This window comes from Bradyrhizobium zhanjiangense (assembly GCF_004114935.1).
Classification (GTDB): Bacteria; Pseudomonadota; Alphaproteobacteria; order Rhizobiales; family Xanthobacteraceae; genus Bradyrhizobium; species Bradyrhizobium zhanjiangense.
Window position 1 is genome coordinate 2511462 of sequence record NZ_CP022221.1, and the last position, 16612, is coordinate 2528073.

Genomic DNA, 16612 nt, shown 5'->3' on the forward strand with positions numbered 1-16612 from the left:
GAGACGCTGGTCGTGCTCGATCCCGGTCGAGGGCGCACCAAGACCGGCCAACTCTGGGCCTATGCCGCCGACGACAGGCCCTAGGCCGGCTTCGATTCGCTAGGCATCGCCTATTATGTCTAGGCAACGGGGGGCGCGGCTGTTCGGTCATCCCGCCGGCTTCAAGGGCGACGGCCACACACGTGGAACTTCGCCGGCGATCGGCATGGTCTTCCCCCTTGGCCGTATCAATAGGTCTTGGCGCCGTTCACCGCCAAGCGTACCGAATAGAGAGAAGTGGTGCCGCAGATATAGAGGACATTACGCTTGATACCGCCGAACACACAGTTCGCCACCTCCTCCGGCACTCTGATCTTCCCGATGAGCGTCCCGTCGGGGTCGTAGCAGTGGATGCCGTCGCTCGCGCTGGTCCAGATACGTCCCGCGTCGTCCAGCCGGAAGCCGTCGAACAATCCAACTGTGCAGTCGGCGAACACGTTACCCCCCCGCAGCTTTTTGCCGTCCACGATGTCGAAGACGCGGATATGCGCCGGGTTTTCGGGACCATGCGTGCGGCCGGAATCGACGACATAGAGCTTGCTCTCATCTAGCGAGAACGCGAGGCCGTTTGGCCGCACCATGTCGGTCACCACCGCCTCAACCGCGCCGCTACCCGCATCGACGCGGTACACGTAGCAGGCGCCGATCTCGCTTTCGGCCTTCTCACCGTCGTAGTCGCTGTCGATGCCGTAGGCCGGATCTGTGAACCAGATCGAACCGTCGGATTTCACCAAGACATCGTTGGGCGAATTCAGCCGCTTGCCCTGCCAGCGGTCAGCAATCGTGATGACCCTGCCGTCGAACTCTGTCCGGCTCACGCGCCGAGCGGAATGCTCGCAGGTGACCAGCCGCCCCTGCCGGTCTACCGTGTTGCCATTTGCATGGCCGCATGGCTGGCGAAAGACGCTTATCGAGCCGTCGCTCTCATCGTAGCGTAGCAAGCGATCGTTGGGGATGTCGGACCACACGACATAGCGCCCCGCCCCGAACCACGCAGGCCCTTCCGCCCAGCGACAGCCGGTGAACAACTTATCAACCTGGGCGTTGTCGCTGAACAGGCGATTGAAGCGCGGATCGAGGACCTCGTAGTGTGCAGCCGGCATGGGCTTTCCCCCGGAATTGCCATATCCCCTGGCGGACATCTCTCGTTGCTAGCAGCGCGATCAGTTGCCCCCCGAAGCCGAGTGAGGCTGTGAACTCTGTCTGGTTGGGGTTACTGAATGTAGTTCAAGTCTAGGTAGTGCTTTGCGGCATAGTGCGATCCTTCGACGCAGCTATTGGAGGAAATGCCGTTTTGAATGCAGTCTTTCATCTATGGTTCGAACGATACACCTCGATTGAGTGCCGATTGCGATAGGTCAACCCCTCCAATACGATTCGTGTCGGCTGCCAGGATCCTCTCAGCTGGAGAAGTCACCGGCCAGAGACGATGCGCCCTCGGTCGGCTTGAACTCCGACGAGCCTGGCAAGGTGCGGCAGCCGTCCTCGAACGATGAATGAGGACGCCATCCTTGATAAGCGCCTGCAGGCTCCCCGACACCCATCCCTAGTGATATGAAAACTTCGCACGGGCTGAATTGGCGCAGGATTTCACCTAGAGGAGCGCGCTAATTAGCTAAATTGGGCGTTATGACCAGCTAACGTTTACAGACAGGGTCGACTGGCGTCTGAAAATCAAAACGCCGGGGAGGAAACGATGAGCTCGCTGTGTGCTCAAAGCCGCCTGTTGCGCGATTGTCGCGCGCGCAGTTTCCCAATGCCTCTCGCTGGGGCACTTCAATCTTAGATCTTCATCAAGCAGATTTGGGCTTGCCGCAACTCGCGAGCTACCATGTTCGCCTGAGATGCACCAGACGAGCTGTAAGTGACGACCTTAACTCGCGAGCTACCATGTTCGCCTGAGATGCACCAGACGAGCTGTAAGTGACGACCTTTGCAGCCCTTCAGACGCTGCGTCGAGACCGCGAACGTATGCGCACACCTTCGATGGTATCGGACGATGCGCGCAAAGGAGGTAGTTTTACTTTAGGGGAGGGGCCTTATGACGAAACCGCCGCGAGCCATCCACGCTATGCCCTGAGCCGGCGCTCATTAGTTAAGTCGGCGGCAGGGTTGCTGCGCATACCATTCGCCGCTAAGGCGACCAACGCCTGGGCGCAAGAAAAACTTGCCGGCAGCGGCGAAGGCGTTGTTTTCAGCTATGGCGGCTCTTTCACGGAGGGCGTTCGGCGATACGTCTATGAACCGTTCACGAAGGCGACAGGAATACGTTCGATGTGGTGTCAACGCCGACGTCGAGCCCCAGGTTAAGGCGATGAATCAGGCCGGCCGCATTGATTGGGACATTGCTTGTATCGAGGCACAGAACTATCCAGCAATGCAAGAAGCTGGCATGTTCGTCCCCGTCGATTATAGCCTCTGGGATCAAGAGTCGTTAGACGGCACGCCGCCGCACACTCGTCTCAAAGAGGCGGTCGTGGTACTCGCGTCGGCGGAAGTGCTCGCTTATGATCAACGCGCCTTTCCGAAGGGCGGTCCGGAAAACTAGGTGGATTTCTGGGACGTCAAGACATTCCCAGGGCCGCGGGGCCTCTTTGCTGTCGTTGGTAAGCACGCCCTCCAGTTTGCGCTCCTTGCCGCGGGTGTCGCACACAGGGATATCTGGCGGCTGACCGACGACAAGATTGATCGCGCATTCGAAAAGCTCAACGAAATCAGGCCGCATGTGACAAAGTGGTGGACGGCCGGGGGCGAAGCGCCTCAACTCCTGATCAACCGTGAATATGCGATGACCGCGCGTTCGATGGCCGGTTGATCAGCGCGATCGGCCAGGGCGCGCAGATCAAATTTACGTGGGAGGTACGTGAGCCACACCTACGCAACCGTGCTTAAGGGTGGCCCCAACACAGCGAACGCGCAGAAGCTGATTGCATTCTTAAACCGCGCGGAGATTGCGGCCGGGTGGACACTCGCTACCGGCTACCCAGGTCCAAACACAAACCAGCTCAAGCACCTGCCAGCCGACTTGACTCAGCTTCTCGCCGTGAACCCGGAGAACGCTTCGAAGGCTATCGTTGAGGACTCTGCCTGGCTCGTCGCCAAGCGCACGGATGAAAAGACCAACGCAGACTACCTTGACGATAGCTCTTGGACGATTGTGAGGTCGTTCGCCCGAACACCGGGCGGTCATCGCCTCCCGGCCGAGACCTAAAAGCTCAACGATGTCGACCCGCTTGCCTATCTCGCCGACGTGTCCGTCACCGATCATCCCAACTGATACGGGCCGCAGCACCATCTACGGCCGGCATTCTGCCGAGTTGCTTATTTGACAAACAGCTTGCGCGGCGTCGATGATAACGGCTCGTGGCCTTTGTCGGTCACTGTGAACGACTGAGTGATTGTAATGCCAACGTCATCCAGCCAAAGTCCTGGCATCATATGAAAGCACATGCCGGGGCGGAGAATTGTGTCATCTCCCTTCCGCAGACTGGCCGTGCGTTCCACTGCGCCCGGCGGATAGCCCAGACCGATCGAATAGCCGAGTCTCGCTTCTTTTTCGAGACCATGCCGCGCTAGGGATTTGCGGAACACCTCGGCCACGTCTGAGCATTTCCGACCAGGCTCGACATACTCGAGGGCAGCGTTCATCGCTTCGACGGCAATTTCGGACAGGTTCTGGAAGCCGGGTTTCGGTTTGCCGACTGAGATCGAGCGGCTGAGATTAACCTGATAGCGCAACCGGTTTCCGAACAACTCAAGATTGAGAGTTGTCGACTCCGGAAGCGGCTTGTCCGTCCACGCAGCATGGGGCGCGATGGCCCGCTCGGCCACGCAAAGCATCGGCGGGGCGCAGCCGTAGGATCCGCCGAACTCAGGCGTACCAGCCGCCATCTGATAGTAGACAGCAGCCGCGATGTCGCATTCGCGAACGCTTGGTGCAACCGCGTCAATCGCCTTAGCCATCATGGCGTCAGCGATCTTTCCCGCTTGACGCATGAGCGCGATTTCCGCCGGGCTCTTTACAACGCGGATCCAGTTGACAAGCAGATCCGCATCGACGAATTGCGCCAAGGGGAGCGCACGTGCAAAATCGGCGTGTGCACGCGCGGAATAGTAGTATCCGCCCATTTCGACGCCGATACGCCCTTTCTCACCTCCAACTTCCCTGACTGTCTCAGCGATAACGTCGTACGCGGAGAAGCTGGCGGAATGGACGTACTTGTCCTCATAAGCCCGAATATTATCCTCATCGAGGTAAGTCGTCATAACCGCGGATACGCGGTCCATGAAACGGCCAATCCAAACTGGCTGCTCTCTCTTCAAAGACACGATGACGAACTGCGGGACATAGTAGGAATACGCATCGTAGCCCGTCAGATAGTTCATGTTTGGCGGTTCAGAGATAAGCAGAACATCGATACCTCTCTTGCCCATTTCCCGTTTCACCGCATCAAGGCGGGCGGCGAATTCGCTCTTTTCGAAATGCAGTTCCCGTTTCAATTCCATCGCCCTCGCTGGTACGGCACCGCCGCCGTGAAGTCCCAAAAACCCAGATATTGGAATTACAGCCTTATCCCGTGTTTTGTATTAATTTCACTCGAGAATGTGGACTATGCGCATAAATTCTGCAAATATTTGTGAATATTCGCAGAAATACTGCGGTACGACGTTTCGCCTCGTCGTGAGAACCTGCGGCACGCGCGCAGCCCACTATCGTACTTATGTAGCACGACGAACGTCGAAAAGAGGGTGCGCTGGGTGCTGTCACCTGCATCGAAGCCCTATCGGTTCGGCGAATGCTGGTGATCTGGCAGTTCAAGTTCGAGCAACGAGGACGATAGCGACCTTTCCATGCCCGTCGAGAGACAGCGAACGCGTAACTCCCCCGCCAAGTGCACCGTGCAGCACGAAATTCAGTGCTCCGAGAGCGGGCAATTCATATCGCTCAACTTTGCCGGTAACGATGTCGGCAAAATGGCGTTTCACCCTTTCCGCAGTGACGTGTCCGACGAGAAAGGCGTAGTCACCCGGTTCAAACGCGATGACCGAGATGTTGGATGTGTTGCCCTTGTCGCCTGCTCTGGCATGGGCGAGTTCTCGCAACTTCATCTCACACAACCTCATAAGAGATGCTCGGCTGCACCAGGGTACGCGGCACAAGGATTGACGCGGCCGCAATAACCTCCTTGGCGAATTTCGTAGCACCGCCACCGCCGGCGGGTCACTGAGCCACAACGATTCCACTTCGTTTCCGATACGGATCGCCTCGTCCATGGACTGCGTCCGTCCCGCGACCCGGATGCGCACGTCCTGTGCCTCCGCATGCGGCCCGCCACGGAAAGCGCCTCGATGGACGGCATTGACACCGATCATATCCAATCGAAGCTCGTCGACGTGCACGCCGATGATCTTCAGCCGCTCTTCGACGATCTCCAGCGCGAGCTCTGCGCGCGCCCTTGCACCCGGTCCAGCGTAGGAGATTTGCCCCTCACCAATGAAGCCGTCCCGGTACCCTATTGTCACTTTCAGGGTGTCCGTCTTTGGATGGCCCTTACCTCCGGTGACGGCAACGCGATCGCGCCCGACTTCCTCCAAGTTCACCCCGCTGAAGTCTGCAACAACATCAGGCTGAAAATAGCGCGCTGGATCGTGCACTTCATAAAGCAAATGCTCCTTGCAGGTCCTCAGATTGACCTCGCCACCACTACCCTCGACCTTCGTGATAATCGCGGTGCCGTCCTCGCGGGATTCCGCGAGAGGAAAGCCTATGCGTGCAAGGTTACGTACGTCCTTATATCCAGGATCGGCAAAACAGCCTCCGGTCACTTGACCGGCGCACTCGAGTAGATGCCCTATCAAAAGTCGCCTGTCCAAGGCGATCCCAATCATCCATGCCCCAACCAAATTCGTGTAGCAACGGGCCCGCAAAAAGAGACGTATCACTGGTGCGGCCGGTAATCACGACGTTCGCGCCACTCGCCAGCGCCTCGACGATCGGCGTCGCCCCAAGATATGCTTTGGCCGATACGACACGATCTGAGATATTAGAAAGATGGCCCTGGCGATCGATCAACGGAAACTGCTCGCCTATGATGCTCTTAAGGACATCATCTCCCTCAACGGCCGCAATCTTGAGGTCGGCTAGACCCAAGTGCTTCGCAAGCGCCGCAACCTTTCGTGCTGCGCTTGGATTGGCCGCTCCCATGTTGGTTATGATCTTCGTGCCCTGCCTGACGGCTGCAGGCAACACCGCCTTGAAGCGTGCCTGCAGCAGCGGATCGTAACCGCCGACGGATCCTTCAGGCGTGCCTGCTGGGCCAGCGCTATGGTTCGCTCGGCAGCTTGCCTTTCTCTGCGAGTTCAATGGCCGGCTCGATTCGGTTCCCCGAAAAGCCGGCTCCACAGCCCAGGCGAATAGTCTTCATGGCGGCCCTTTCGGCGTAGCTTTGATACGTGCCGGTTTCGCATAGATCTTCGACCATGGCGTCCGGCACCGTTCATTCGGTTGCTGATCCCGCTGTCGTGCACTCGATTTTGCAAGTTCGACACGTCGTGCGTGACGACTGTGTCGACTTGTTAGGTGAGCGCAACCCATTCTTCCCAAGAGACTTGACCACCTTGTTTATCAAGCCCGCCTGGAGATAGCGCGACGAAAGCGCTACCCGCGATTTTTCGGCGCCTTCTTGCTGGCCCTCCCGCGGCTTCCCGGACGGGGATACATCGTTGCTCAAGAGCTCGCAGAGAACAAGCTTCTCTCCAGTTTGCGTCGTTGCAGTTGCCCGCAGCGGACAAGGCTTGTTTGCTGCTTCGCTCCCCGTTTGATACCGCGCCGCGCTGCGCCTCCGCGACCTTCCTGTTTTTGAGGGCTTCCTGCTCGTCGCGCCTCCAGCAGGACCAGTTGAGGGTGATCGCCTGTGTGCAAATCAGACAAGGGATAACCGCCGATAACGTGCGCCTGAAAGCTCCGCAATCGTGCAGGACTCGCAGGATTTCGGCGAATGTGAGCGATAGATCGGAGGAATTCGAGTTGAGGACCCGCTAGCGTTTGCCTGAGGGAACAAGCAGCTTCGGTTGCATCGGAGTCAAGACCCACGTGAAGCGCTGGGTGAACCGCAGGCGTTTTGTGCAAGCGACAACGTCCGCTATCGCGGCCGGTGTCCTGTCTTCCCCAGCCAGCCGGTTGTCGGCCGCGTCACCGGGCGATCTAAGGCTGAATATGCCGGCCGGCAATTTCGGCGATGCCGTTATGAACGCCTTTATGAAGCCGTTCGCAGCTGAGACCGCAATCAACGTGACGCCTCTTTATCAGGATATTAGAGCGGCGCAAGTCGGACTGATGGTGAAAACGAACACCGTCACGATCGATACCATTCTCATAAGCCAGTCCAGCGCGCTCAGTCTGGTTGCGGACGCTTATCTCGAGAAGATCGACTACTCGATTCACAATCCGCGAGAGCTCGAGGGACTCGCGGGCTACTGCAAGCACCCCTTCGGCTTCGGCAGCTACATCTACTCTCTGAACATGGTTTACAACACCAGGAAATTCCCAGCCGATAAGCCTCGTCCCGCCAATTGGGCTGAGTTCTGGGATATTGCCAAGTTTCCCGGTACCCGCGCGCTTCCGAGTGGGCAATATGGATTCCCGACGCCTTGGGAGGAAGCTCTTATGGCAGACGGTGTCGCAAAGGCGCGCTCTATCCGATAGACATCGACCGCGTCTTTGCAAGCCTCGACAAGATCAAGCCGCACGTTCGCAAATGGTGAACCAGCGGGGCCGAGATCCTGCAGATGATGCGCGATGGAGTTGCTGATATTGCGCTGCCTTATGACGGGCGGGCACTTTCCCTGATTGATCAAGGCGAGCCGATCGAAATCAATCGGAACCAGGCGAAGTTGACCTGGGACTATTGGATCATTCCAAAAGGTAGCCCGAACGCGCACAACGCCCAAAAGTTCATTGAATTTACCGGCCGCGCCGACCGACAGGCGGCCTTCGCCCAGCTGTTTGCGCAAGCTCCGAGCAACCGCAACGCTTATGCGATGATACCGGAGACGGTCGCACGCAAACTCGCTACAGACCCGGACTACATTTCGAGCAGCTTCCCTCTGAATGGGGGCTGGTACGCTGAAAGGGGATCGGACGGTTCGTCGAACTACCAGCAGCTTATCCAGCGCTGGAACGGCTGGATTGTCCGCTGATCTCGCTGCCTTTTACATCGGTTCATTGCGAAAGATGAGCCCGACAGCTCGCCGGGGCCGCAATAGCAGTGCACGGCACTCCCGTTCGTCGCAATCTAGCTCCTGGAGTGTCAACTTTGACTATACGTGTGACAAGCACAACGCCAGTTGCGCAGCCCGCCACGCTGGATGAACGCTCTGCTTCCTCGGAAATTGAATTCCGTCACGTCACCAAGACGTACGGGAGCGTCACAGCGGTCAATGACTTGTCGCTCACCGTTCGTCGTGGCGAATTCCTGACCATTCTCGGTCCAAGTGGTTCAGGCAAGACCACAGCCCTGATGCTTCTTGCCGGATTTGTGTCACCTAGTAAGGGAGACACCCTCATCTCCGGGAAGTCCATCGCTGCGGTCCCTTCTTACCGGCGCGACCAAGGTATCGTCTTTCAAAACTACGCACCATTTCCCCATTTCACCGTGCGCCGAAACCTGGAATTTCCACTCGAAATGCGCGGCATGAAAGGCTCCGAAAGGATCGCATTGGTCGACCGTATGCTCGAGCGGGTCTACCTCAAGGAGCTCGGCGACCGAATGCCGGCGCAATTGAGCGGCGGGCAGCAGCAGCGCGTGGCGCTTGCCCGGGCGCTGATCGCCGATCCGCCGATCCTTTTGCTCGATGAGCCGCTCGGCGCGCTCGATCGTAACCTCCGCGAGCAAATGCAGGTCGAAATCAAAAGTCTGCACAGGGAATTCGGAAAGACAACCATTTGCGTAACGCACGATCAGGAGGAGGCGCTCACCCTATCGGATCGCATCGTCGTTATGCGTGCCGGACGGATCGAGCAGACCGGTACACCCGAAGCTCTCTATGACCGGCCGACGACGCGCTTCGTGGCGACGTTTTTGGGCGAGGCCAACATCCTCACGCGTTCCGATTTCGAGACTGCCTCCGATTCCGCTCAGCCCCTTGGCACCGTTGCCACGATCCGGCCCGAGCGTATCCGCATCGGCGCCCCTGCAGATCCTCATCCTGCCGATGCGGACCAGCGCCAGTCCGTGATCGGACAAGTGGACGACATGATATTCGCCCGCCCTCTACGGAAGTACCAAGTGCGCGTCGGTAGCAGCCTGGTCATCGCGCGCGAGCATGTTGCGCAGGACAGCGAACTTTCCCGCCCGGCGAAGAGGTACGGCTCGACTGGCTAAGATCGGACGTCCGCTTTGTCGCGGACTGCGACAGCGAGCAGTAAACAGCGATGGATGCACTTCAGAGACACTTGCGGATGCCGGTTGGGCTCACGGCCCCCGCCATGGCTATTCTGCTCGTCGTCTTCGGCATACCCCTCCTTCAGCTGTTGCTGACCAGCCTCAACGCGCCGTTCCTATCGCTTGCCAACTATCAAGCTTTTTTCAAACAGCAGGGAAATGTCTTCGTTCTCTACCAGACCATCAAGATGGGCGTGGTGGCCACGGTGATATGCCTCATCATCGGTTATCCGACAGCTTATCTGATTGTGATGGCCTCGAAGCCTGTGCGCATAGCGCTTACCGTGCTTGTCTTCATTCCCTGGCTCACCAGCGGTCTGGTGCGCACATACGCATGGACCGTGATCCTGGGCGACCACGGCCTTATCAATAATCTACTGCTTGATCTGGGGCTGATCTCACATCCGCTCCCGCTTCTCTATAACCGCCTGGCTGTCTATATCGGGATGGTGCACATCATGTTGCCCATCATGATTTTGCCGCTGCTCAGCGTCATGCAAGGCATCGACAAATCATTGCTGGCGGCAGCTCGCAGCATGGGGGCACGCCCCTTTGCCGCCTTCTGGCGAGTCTTCGTTTCGCTCAGCCTGCCCGGTGTTCGCAGTGGGATGCTGCTGGTCTTTGTGGTGTGCCTCGGCTTCTACATCACGCCGCAAGCCCTCGGCGAGCTGCCGGACGCTATGCTTTCGAACTTCATCGCCTCTCAGATCGCAAGCTCGCTCAATTTGGCGCCCATAGCAGCCGCCGCGTTTATTCTCCTGGCCATCGCCCTCGTCCTGCTATCCATTTTCGGGCTTGACGTTTCCGGTACGCAGGACCGCACGAAGCGGTCATTGCTTAGGTCTCGGGTGAGCCGACCGTCAGCCGTGGGCGCGCTTTGGCGACAGCTCAATGAGCTCGCTATGTCTTATCTCGCAAAACGCTGGGCGGCGCAGCTGTACCTGACTGCTGGCGATAGCCGCTTGCCGCCAATCGGCGGCTCAATCTTTGTTCTCCTGGTGATGACCTTCCTGCTGTTTCCGGGCCTGGTCGTGATCATCATGTCATTCAGTGCAGGGGCATTTCTACAATTCCCACCGCCCGGCTTTTCCCTGCAGTGGTATCACGCTTTCTTTGGCGATCCGTCGTGGACCGGCGCATTCTGGAACAGCATTCAGATCGGAGTGGCCGTTACCATCCTCTCCACGGTCATTGGAACGCTTGCGGCCTATGGCCTGAGCCGTTGCTCTGCGTGGCTGCGAAGCTTCCTGACCATGCTTCTCCTTGCGCCCATCATTGTTCCGGTCATCGTCGTTGGTGTTGCGGCCTATCTCGGGCTGATCAATCATGGGCTAATCGGTTCGAAACTCGGCATCGTGCTTGCTCATAGCATCAGCGCCATCGCCTATGCTGTCGTGATCGTCACGGCAACTCTGGCAACCTTCGATCGGCGGCTCGAACAGGCGGCAAAAAGTATGCGGGCAGGGCCAGTACGGACCTTCCTGAGAGTTACGCTTCCTTTGATCCGACCGGGCATCATCGCCGGCGCCGTGTTCGCCTTCTTTGCTTCGTTCGATGAGGTGGTTGTTACATCTTTCGTCAGTGGCTTTTCCATCCGTACACTTCCGCTGAAAATGTGGGAGAATATCAACCAGCAGATCGATCCAACGATCGCCGCAGTGGGAGCACTGTTGACGCTCCTGCCCATCCTTTGGTTGGTCGCCCTGTACGTCACCTGGTGGCGGTCACGACTTAAACTCCACGGAGCGCCTGTTAACCCGATTGCGTGAAGCGCCAAGCAAGCAGCATCATCCGGACCGCACCAGCAGTGCTCGAATACTCACGCTCCTTGAGCGCACGAAGCCCTGTTCGACAGCAAGAGAGAGCTTTGCAGTACCGGATCTACCCACATCCATTCGCGTGCGCGCCGGACAATCCGCAGCGCAGCTCCTGTCGAAATCGCGCGGTGCGATTGCGAATAGAACGACCCAAACGTGGCCCGTTGTCATCTACGTGCCCGCAACGCGGCGCGCTCGGCCTTGTCAATCGGACGCTCTGCCGCTGCGCGCGCGACCAAACCCTGCTAAGTGCTTCTATTCGCAGATCGCGACCGGTTTCGAGCCCCGCCATTGTGTGCCCGTGATGAGCCGATACCCTGAGGTGCTTTTGCGGGAGTCTACGACAGACACTCCGAATCGCCTTGCCTGCCCACCCATACCCAGTCTTCTTCGAATAATGAACGTCGGAGGCACATACAGAAAAATGGCCGCGTGAAGTTCACGCGGCCAAGTCAGGGAGGAAACGCCCCAAGGGACCAGCGGATCAGCGTCAAGATCGAATGACGATCGCTCTACACCTGCGAGAGCGCCCAAGGTCGGGAGTGCTCTCTCGGATCGCCCGTGAGCATCTCCTCACGTAGCCCGGTTCAGGCAATGGAGGGCTGCGATCTTCAGGCGTGATACGCCTTTTTTGTGCGCACAAGCATCGATTTATGCGCGTTGTCACTGTCGGTGCTCACTCCATACTCTGACGACGCCAATGGGTGACGGTTATGTGTCAAACGTGAACGAGATTGAGTTGCTAGCCGACAGCTACGCGTGAAGACATGCTCTAGACGGCCACCTACAACAGAGAGTGCGAGTTCAGATTTTCGCAATCAATCTGGACTAGCTAACCCGCGCGCTCATTTCGATGATCGCTCCATTGCAGATGACCAGCATGGCGCCTGAGCGCCGACCGAGACGCGCAAAGCGATCGGTACTTGGTCGAGGCTTCCGCATTGGATTGCGCAACCAAATGGCGCTGCTCGGGACCTGCGGAATTCCCATCACGGGTGGAATCTGTGTTGCCGCGGTGCACTATGCGAATCTGGTCCAGGACGACTGGAACAACAGCAATCAGTTCAAAGCCCACGTCGCCTCGCTGTCTGAGAGCTTACTGGAGTCACGCCAGATTACGAGCGACTTCCTTCACAAGCCAAGTGAGATGTTCCTGGCTCGGTACGCACAGAACCAGAGCGCCAGCTCGCTGAGCTCAGTCAAATCGAAAAGTTTGTGACGTCATTGCAGAACGATGACTTGCTAAAGCAAGCCACCTCGCTGCGTTCTGTGATCAATCTCTATGCAACGCGCTTTCAGAACGTGATCTCGGCGCAGCGCAACCTCGGTTTTAGTGAAAACGAGGGCTTTCAAGGCAAGCTGCGAACAGCCGTGCACAATGTCGAGCAACGGCTTTTTGAGCAGAACCAGCAACGCCTCACCGTTTTGCTGCTGCTGATGCGCCGACACGAAAAGGACTTCATCTTGCGAGACGACGACAAATATGCCGACCAGCTGACAGACCGTGAGGCTGAATTCGAGACCGCCCTCGAGCAGTCCCGCCTGCCGGCCGACGCAATTTCGCAGATCCTCGAACTGATCCGCTCCTATAAAGCGAATTTTGTGGCGTTCTCGGTCACGAAGCAGACGCTGAGTGACCAGGTGGAGGATCTCGGTCAGATCTACGACAGAGTTCGCCCGGCCCTTGCGAACCTCATGGCTGGCGCTGACGCACGTTCAGAAGCCGCTAAAATACGCGCGGAGGACATTCGGCAAAAACTCGTATGGATGATCGGCCTTACAACGCTGCTCACCGGTTTTCTCGCTTTGCTGTTCGGCCAGCGCATCACCAAGACAATCGCTTCCATGACGGCGGCAATGCGTCAGCTTGGGGAAGGTCAGTTGGATGTTGTTCTGCCGGGAGTTGGCCGCGAAGATGAGCTCGGCGAGATGGCCGAAGCTGTCGAACTCATCAAGCTGAAAGCCAGCGAGGAGGCCCGCATCCAACTCGAACGCAAGGCTGAGCAGGGACCGCACTGCCGCCAGGCAGCGCAGGGCTGCAATCGAGCAACTTGCAAACGAGTTCGAGATGGCTGTCGGGAAAGTCATCGACAGCGTCTCGTCCGCATCATCGGAACTGGAAGGCTCTGCTCGCAGCCTCACCAGTACCGCCGACAACGGTCGTCAGCTATCGATTGAGGTCGCCTCGTCATCGGAGGAAGCCTCAACCAACGTTCAACGGATCGCGGCAGCGACAGGCGAAATGGCAGGAACTATCGCCATATTGGTCCGCAGGTCGAAAAGTCCGCGAATATGGCATACGAGGCCGTGCGTAAGGTCGAACTTAGCGATGAACGCATGGCTAGTTTGGCTATGGCAGCCGACCGTGTCGATAACGTTGTCGAGCTGATCGTCGCGATCACACGGCAGATTAATCTGCTCGCGCTCAACGCGACGATCGAAGCTGCCCGCGCTGGCGAGTTCGGCAAAGGCTTTGCGATTGTAACTCAAGAAGTGAAAGCTCTAGCGACACAAACTGCGCAGGCCACAGTGGAGATCAGGCCAGGCAGCAACAAGTGACTCACTGACCGCCGTTAATGAAATAGGTGTGATCATCGGGCACATCTCGGCTATTGCCAAGACCGTGGCTGAGTCGGTCGAAGAGCAGGAAGCAACGAGCAAGAGCGTTGCAATTAATGTGCAGAGTGCCGCTACAAAGACCAGCGCTGTGGCCTCGAGGGTTCGCGAAGTCACCAATGGCGCGAATGAAACCGGTGATGCCTCCGTTACTGATGTCTGCCGAACGCCTGTCGGACGAAAGCTCTCGGCTAAAGCAACAGTTGGACAACTTCTTGAGCAGGGTGCAAGCGGCTTAGGCCGGCCACGCAGTTGGACAACAAACGACCTGTTGATTGCAACTCTAAGAAAGCCGATTTTCCAATAGCAGGGAAAAATAGTGCTTCATCGACTGGTGTAAACAGGCGTTTTTTGAGAGACTCGGTGCAATCGATCTGCTGCCGAGAGATGATCGTAAATGAACTGGGATTGCATCATCGAAAAGCGCTGATCGCTACAGGGCTCCGCGTCGCACGATGGCGTCATCATGCTGTTGACCGAATTCATTTCTAAGGGGGCGGGCTACTATACGCGCCGCGGCGAGCACGCAACTCGGGATTCGTCAGTCTTGGCCTGAACGAATGCGCGAGTTGAGTCGATGAGTGCGCGGTTGACAGGCTGCTGAAGAGCGTGGTCTTCCAACCGCTGCGCGAGTATGGGATGTCGTCCGGTCAACGCAAGCTGTTGATGGTGCGCGCTAAGATCGGCTTTGGCGAACGAATCAGGTGTTGCTTCTCGGCCCAGCGCGGTCGCGTCAGTCGGACTTCGCTCGGCTCCTTGGTCTACCGCGCTCGCTGCTCTAGGTACGGGGACGGTTGGCTGGCCGATGCGATTGGCAAGCTTTGCCCGGATCACCTGACAGACTTCAATAGGGACCACACGATTGCGTTACTGCCCGAGCGGAAGGAACTGGGGCGTCATCTAAGCTTCAACGTGGGGACATATCCGTTGAGTCAGATACTGCGGTAACCTAACTGCCGCTCCTGGGACACTGGGACTGGTAGTATGTTGAAAATGGAGAGGTGCGACATGGTGATCACGCGTAAAGTCTCTATCGATGACGCCACAATGGTGACTCACATGGTAGAAAGTCTGTTTGCCGAGCTTGGTGCCGGCCAATCGCAGGCGGGAGTGAAGACCGAGCTGGTTGCCGACCTTCTCGCCATGAATGAGTGCGTCTACGGGTATCTCGCCTTCCTTGACGAAAGGCCCGTCGGCATCCTTATGGTGTCGGGAAGCGCTTCCCTTTCTGCGCGAGGAACTTACGGCATCATCACCGAGCTTTACGTCGTACCGGATCAGCGATCGTCTGGAGTCGCTATGCGCCTTATCGAGGGTGCCGTGAGCCTGGGCGTGGAAAAAGGCTGGGTCCAGCTTGAAGTGGGAACACCCAAGCAACCGATGTGGAATCGTAGCCCCAACTCAGCCTTATATTTGAAGGCGGGCTTTGCAGAGATCGGTCCGCGCCTCATGTTTACCTTGCGCCGTCTAGTCGGTCCAAGAGAGCACACCACTGCTAGGGCCCGTTCGCGATTAGGTTCTGAGTTGGCATCGTTGGGCCACGGTTGTTGATGGCTCTACTATTCTCAGAACAAACGTGTTGATCCAACTCCGCGCCCGAAGCATTGCCTCTACGACCAGTGCCGCTGGTGGCTACACAGTCCTTGCACGTGTGCGGTGTCAGTTGCTATTTTCATCGTCCGTGAAGAATGCGGAGCGGCTTGCAAGCAGAAGTTATCGGATTTTGCAGGAAAGCGGTGTGTTGGATCACGCTTTCCTGGGTTTTGAGGTTTGCTTTTGGGCAATTCGTGATTCCCTGACCTCGGGGTCATCGGCATTGGGGAACGCGATGAGCAAACTGCGCGATGTTCTCCAGAAAGGCCTGCTGCTTCCGGCCCTCGATCAAATCATCGGCATGGGTCACCGCAGGCGCAGTTGGCGCCGCTGATCGACTGGAACATCCTAGATGACCGATTTCGTCGTGCTGGTCCAGGAAAGTGTGTCGGTGGCGCAGAAGACTGGCGCGATCGGCCCAAGGACCTGGAGCGGTAGTCGTTGATGGCACAGTGCAGCCGAAGGTAGTCGCGCATCCGACTGATGCGCGGGTGATGCATCGGGCCATCATCAAACTCGTCGGGCTCGTCAAACGCGTGTGCCGCTGCGCCAGAGCTACCTGCGCCTGGCCATAACTGGCTCGGCGCATGTCCGATGAAAATGGCTCTGACCATTCGCCCGCTTAGTGGTGCGCCCCTGACATTTGGGAGCAATCGTGACCATTTATTTCACTCTGGAAGCGGAGTTGCTCGAGGCGCGCGTGCTCCGACCCGGGCGACGGTCTTTATGTTTGTCCACCTTGAAGCAATCGCGCTCCGGCGACGTACGCCGTCATGATGGCAGGCGAAAGCGACGCGATTGAGGGCAAGAGCGCGATTTCGGCAGGAGTGACTTAGATCGGCCGGTCGGTGAGGGCGATCGGCCATCAGTCGATTCAGTTCCATGGCGCAATCGGAATTACCATACAGCATAGCATCGGTCACTTTCAAGCATGTGATCATGGTCAATGCGCTGTTCGGCCACTCAGGCGGGCCCCGGCACTCGGAGAGCTCGGCAGCGAGCGACGGGAATGACCGCACGTGGTAGGAGCGTTGCGACGACGTCGTCACCACCGGATTAAACCCTGAGGCGGCGGCGAATTTTTCCTCCACGCCGACGACCTCG

15 protein-coding genes and 2 pseudogenes are annotated in these 16612 nt (G+C 57.9%); 13 read left to right on the forward strand and 4 right to left on the reverse strand.

The annotated features are described in order from the left end of the window. Window positions 1-227: 227 nt before the first annotated feature. Window positions 228-1142: an SMP-30/gluconolactonase/LRE family protein gene (locus XH85_RS11855; RefSeq protein WP_128931995.1), complete on the reverse strand. Its 915-nt coding sequence runs from the start codon at window positions 1140-1142 to the stop codon at window positions 228-230. An 820-nt stretch (window positions 1143-1962) separates the two neighbouring features. Between XH85_RS11855 and XH85_RS11860 the strand changes: the two genes are divergently transcribed. From XH85_RS11860 to XH85_RS11875, 4 genes are read left to right on the forward strand one after another with little or no spacing between them, the layout of a single operon-like run. Further along, a complete protein-coding gene (locus XH85_RS11860) occupies window positions 1963-2349 on the forward strand; it encodes a hypothetical protein (RefSeq protein WP_128931996.1) in 387 nt (128 codons plus the stop codon). Window positions 2350-2353: 4 nt separating this feature from the next. Beyond that, window positions 2354-2587 carry a type 2 periplasmic-binding domain-containing protein gene (locus XH85_RS11865; RefSeq protein ID WP_128931997.1) on the forward strand — a complete coding sequence of 78 codons (234 nt, stop codon included), beginning with the start codon at window positions 2354-2356 and terminating at the stop codon, window positions 2585-2587. Further along, on the forward strand, window positions 2588-2854 hold the full coding sequence (locus XH85_RS11870; RefSeq protein WP_128931998.1) for a type 2 periplasmic-binding domain-containing protein: 267 nt from the start codon (window positions 2588-2590) through the stop codon (window positions 2852-2854). It begins immediately after the preceding gene. A gap of 48 nt (window positions 2855-2902) precedes the next feature. Beyond that, on the forward strand, window positions 2903-3250 hold the full coding sequence (locus XH85_RS11875) for a hypothetical protein (protein ID WP_128931999.1): 348 nt from the start codon (window positions 2903-2905) through the stop codon (window positions 3248-3250). 110 nt (window positions 3251-3360) lie between these two features. Here XH85_RS11875 and XH85_RS11880 read toward each other — a convergent pair whose 3' ends face one another. The 3 genes and pseudogenes from XH85_RS11880 to XH85_RS11890 all read right to left on the reverse strand — a co-directional run bounded on the left by XH85_RS11880 (window position 3361) and on the right by XH85_RS11890 (window position 6464). Continuing rightward, on the reverse strand, window positions 3361-4545 hold the full coding sequence (locus XH85_RS11880) for a M24 family metallopeptidase (RefSeq protein ID WP_245474020.1): 1185 nt from the start codon (window positions 4543-4545) through the stop codon (window positions 3361-3363). A 309-nt stretch (window positions 4546-4854) separates the two neighbouring features. Next, window positions 4855-5163, reverse strand: a complete 309-nt coding sequence (locus tag XH85_RS11885; RefSeq protein ID WP_420837876.1) for an AtuA-related protein — start codon at window positions 5161-5163, stop codon at window positions 4855-4857. Then, a pseudogene (locus XH85_RS11890) lies at window positions 5150-6464 on the reverse strand (acyclic terpene utilization AtuA family protein). The gene XH85_RS11885 and the pseudogene XH85_RS11890 overlap by 14 nt, the downstream one beginning before the upstream one ends. A gap of 668 nt (window positions 6465-7132) precedes the next feature. On the opposite strand from XH85_RS11890, the gene XH85_RS47550 reads away from it, so the two are divergent. From XH85_RS47550 to XH85_RS11930, 9 genes and pseudogenes are all read left to right on the forward strand, one after another. Then, complete coding sequence (locus tag XH85_RS47550; RefSeq protein WP_338025621.1) at window positions 7133-7744, forward strand: extracellular solute-binding protein; 612 nt, start codon at window positions 7133-7135, stop codon at window positions 7742-7744. 83 nt (window positions 7745-7827) lie between these two features. Next, window positions 7828-8238 (forward strand): extracellular solute-binding protein, encoded by a 411-nt coding sequence (locus tag XH85_RS47555; protein WP_338025622.1) that lies wholly within the window; start codon window positions 7828-7830, stop codon window positions 8236-8238. A 128-nt stretch (window positions 8239-8366) separates the two neighbouring features. Next, window positions 8367-9466 (forward strand): annotated as a pseudogene (locus XH85_RS11900) (ABC transporter ATP-binding protein). 6 nt (window positions 9467-9472) lie between these two features. Continuing rightward, the gene (locus XH85_RS11905; RefSeq protein ID WP_128932001.1) at window positions 9473-11251 is read left to right on the forward strand and encodes an ABC transporter permease subunit; all 1779 of its coding nucleotides are present in this window, start codon (window positions 9473-9475) and stop codon (window positions 11249-11251) included. 1006 nt (window positions 11252-12257) lie between these two features. Further along, on the forward strand, window positions 12258-12518 hold the full coding sequence (locus XH85_RS11910) for a hypothetical protein (protein WP_128932002.1): 261 nt from the start codon (window positions 12258-12260) through the stop codon (window positions 12516-12518). Continuing rightward, on the forward strand, window positions 12515-13477 hold the full coding sequence (locus XH85_RS11915; RefSeq protein ID WP_128932003.1) for a HAMP domain-containing protein: 963 nt from the start codon (window positions 12515-12517) through the stop codon (window positions 13475-13477). Before XH85_RS11910 ends, XH85_RS11915 begins: the two co-directional genes overlap by 4 nt. 84 nt (window positions 13478-13561) lie before the next feature. Further along, a complete protein-coding gene (locus XH85_RS11920; protein ID WP_276486188.1) occupies window positions 13562-13858 on the forward strand; it encodes a methyl-accepting chemotaxis protein in 297 nt (98 codons plus the stop codon). A gap of 28 nt (window positions 13859-13886) precedes the next feature. Next, window positions 13887-14222, forward strand: a complete 336-nt coding sequence (locus XH85_RS11925) for a hypothetical protein (RefSeq protein ID WP_128932005.1) — start codon at window positions 13887-13889, stop codon at window positions 14220-14222. Between the two features lie 701 nt (window positions 14223-14923). Further along, window positions 14924-15466 (forward strand): GNAT family N-acetyltransferase, encoded by a 543-nt coding sequence (locus XH85_RS11930; RefSeq protein ID WP_128932006.1) that lies wholly within the window; start codon window positions 14924-14926, stop codon window positions 15464-15466. Window positions 15467-16612 lie beyond the last annotated feature (1146 nt).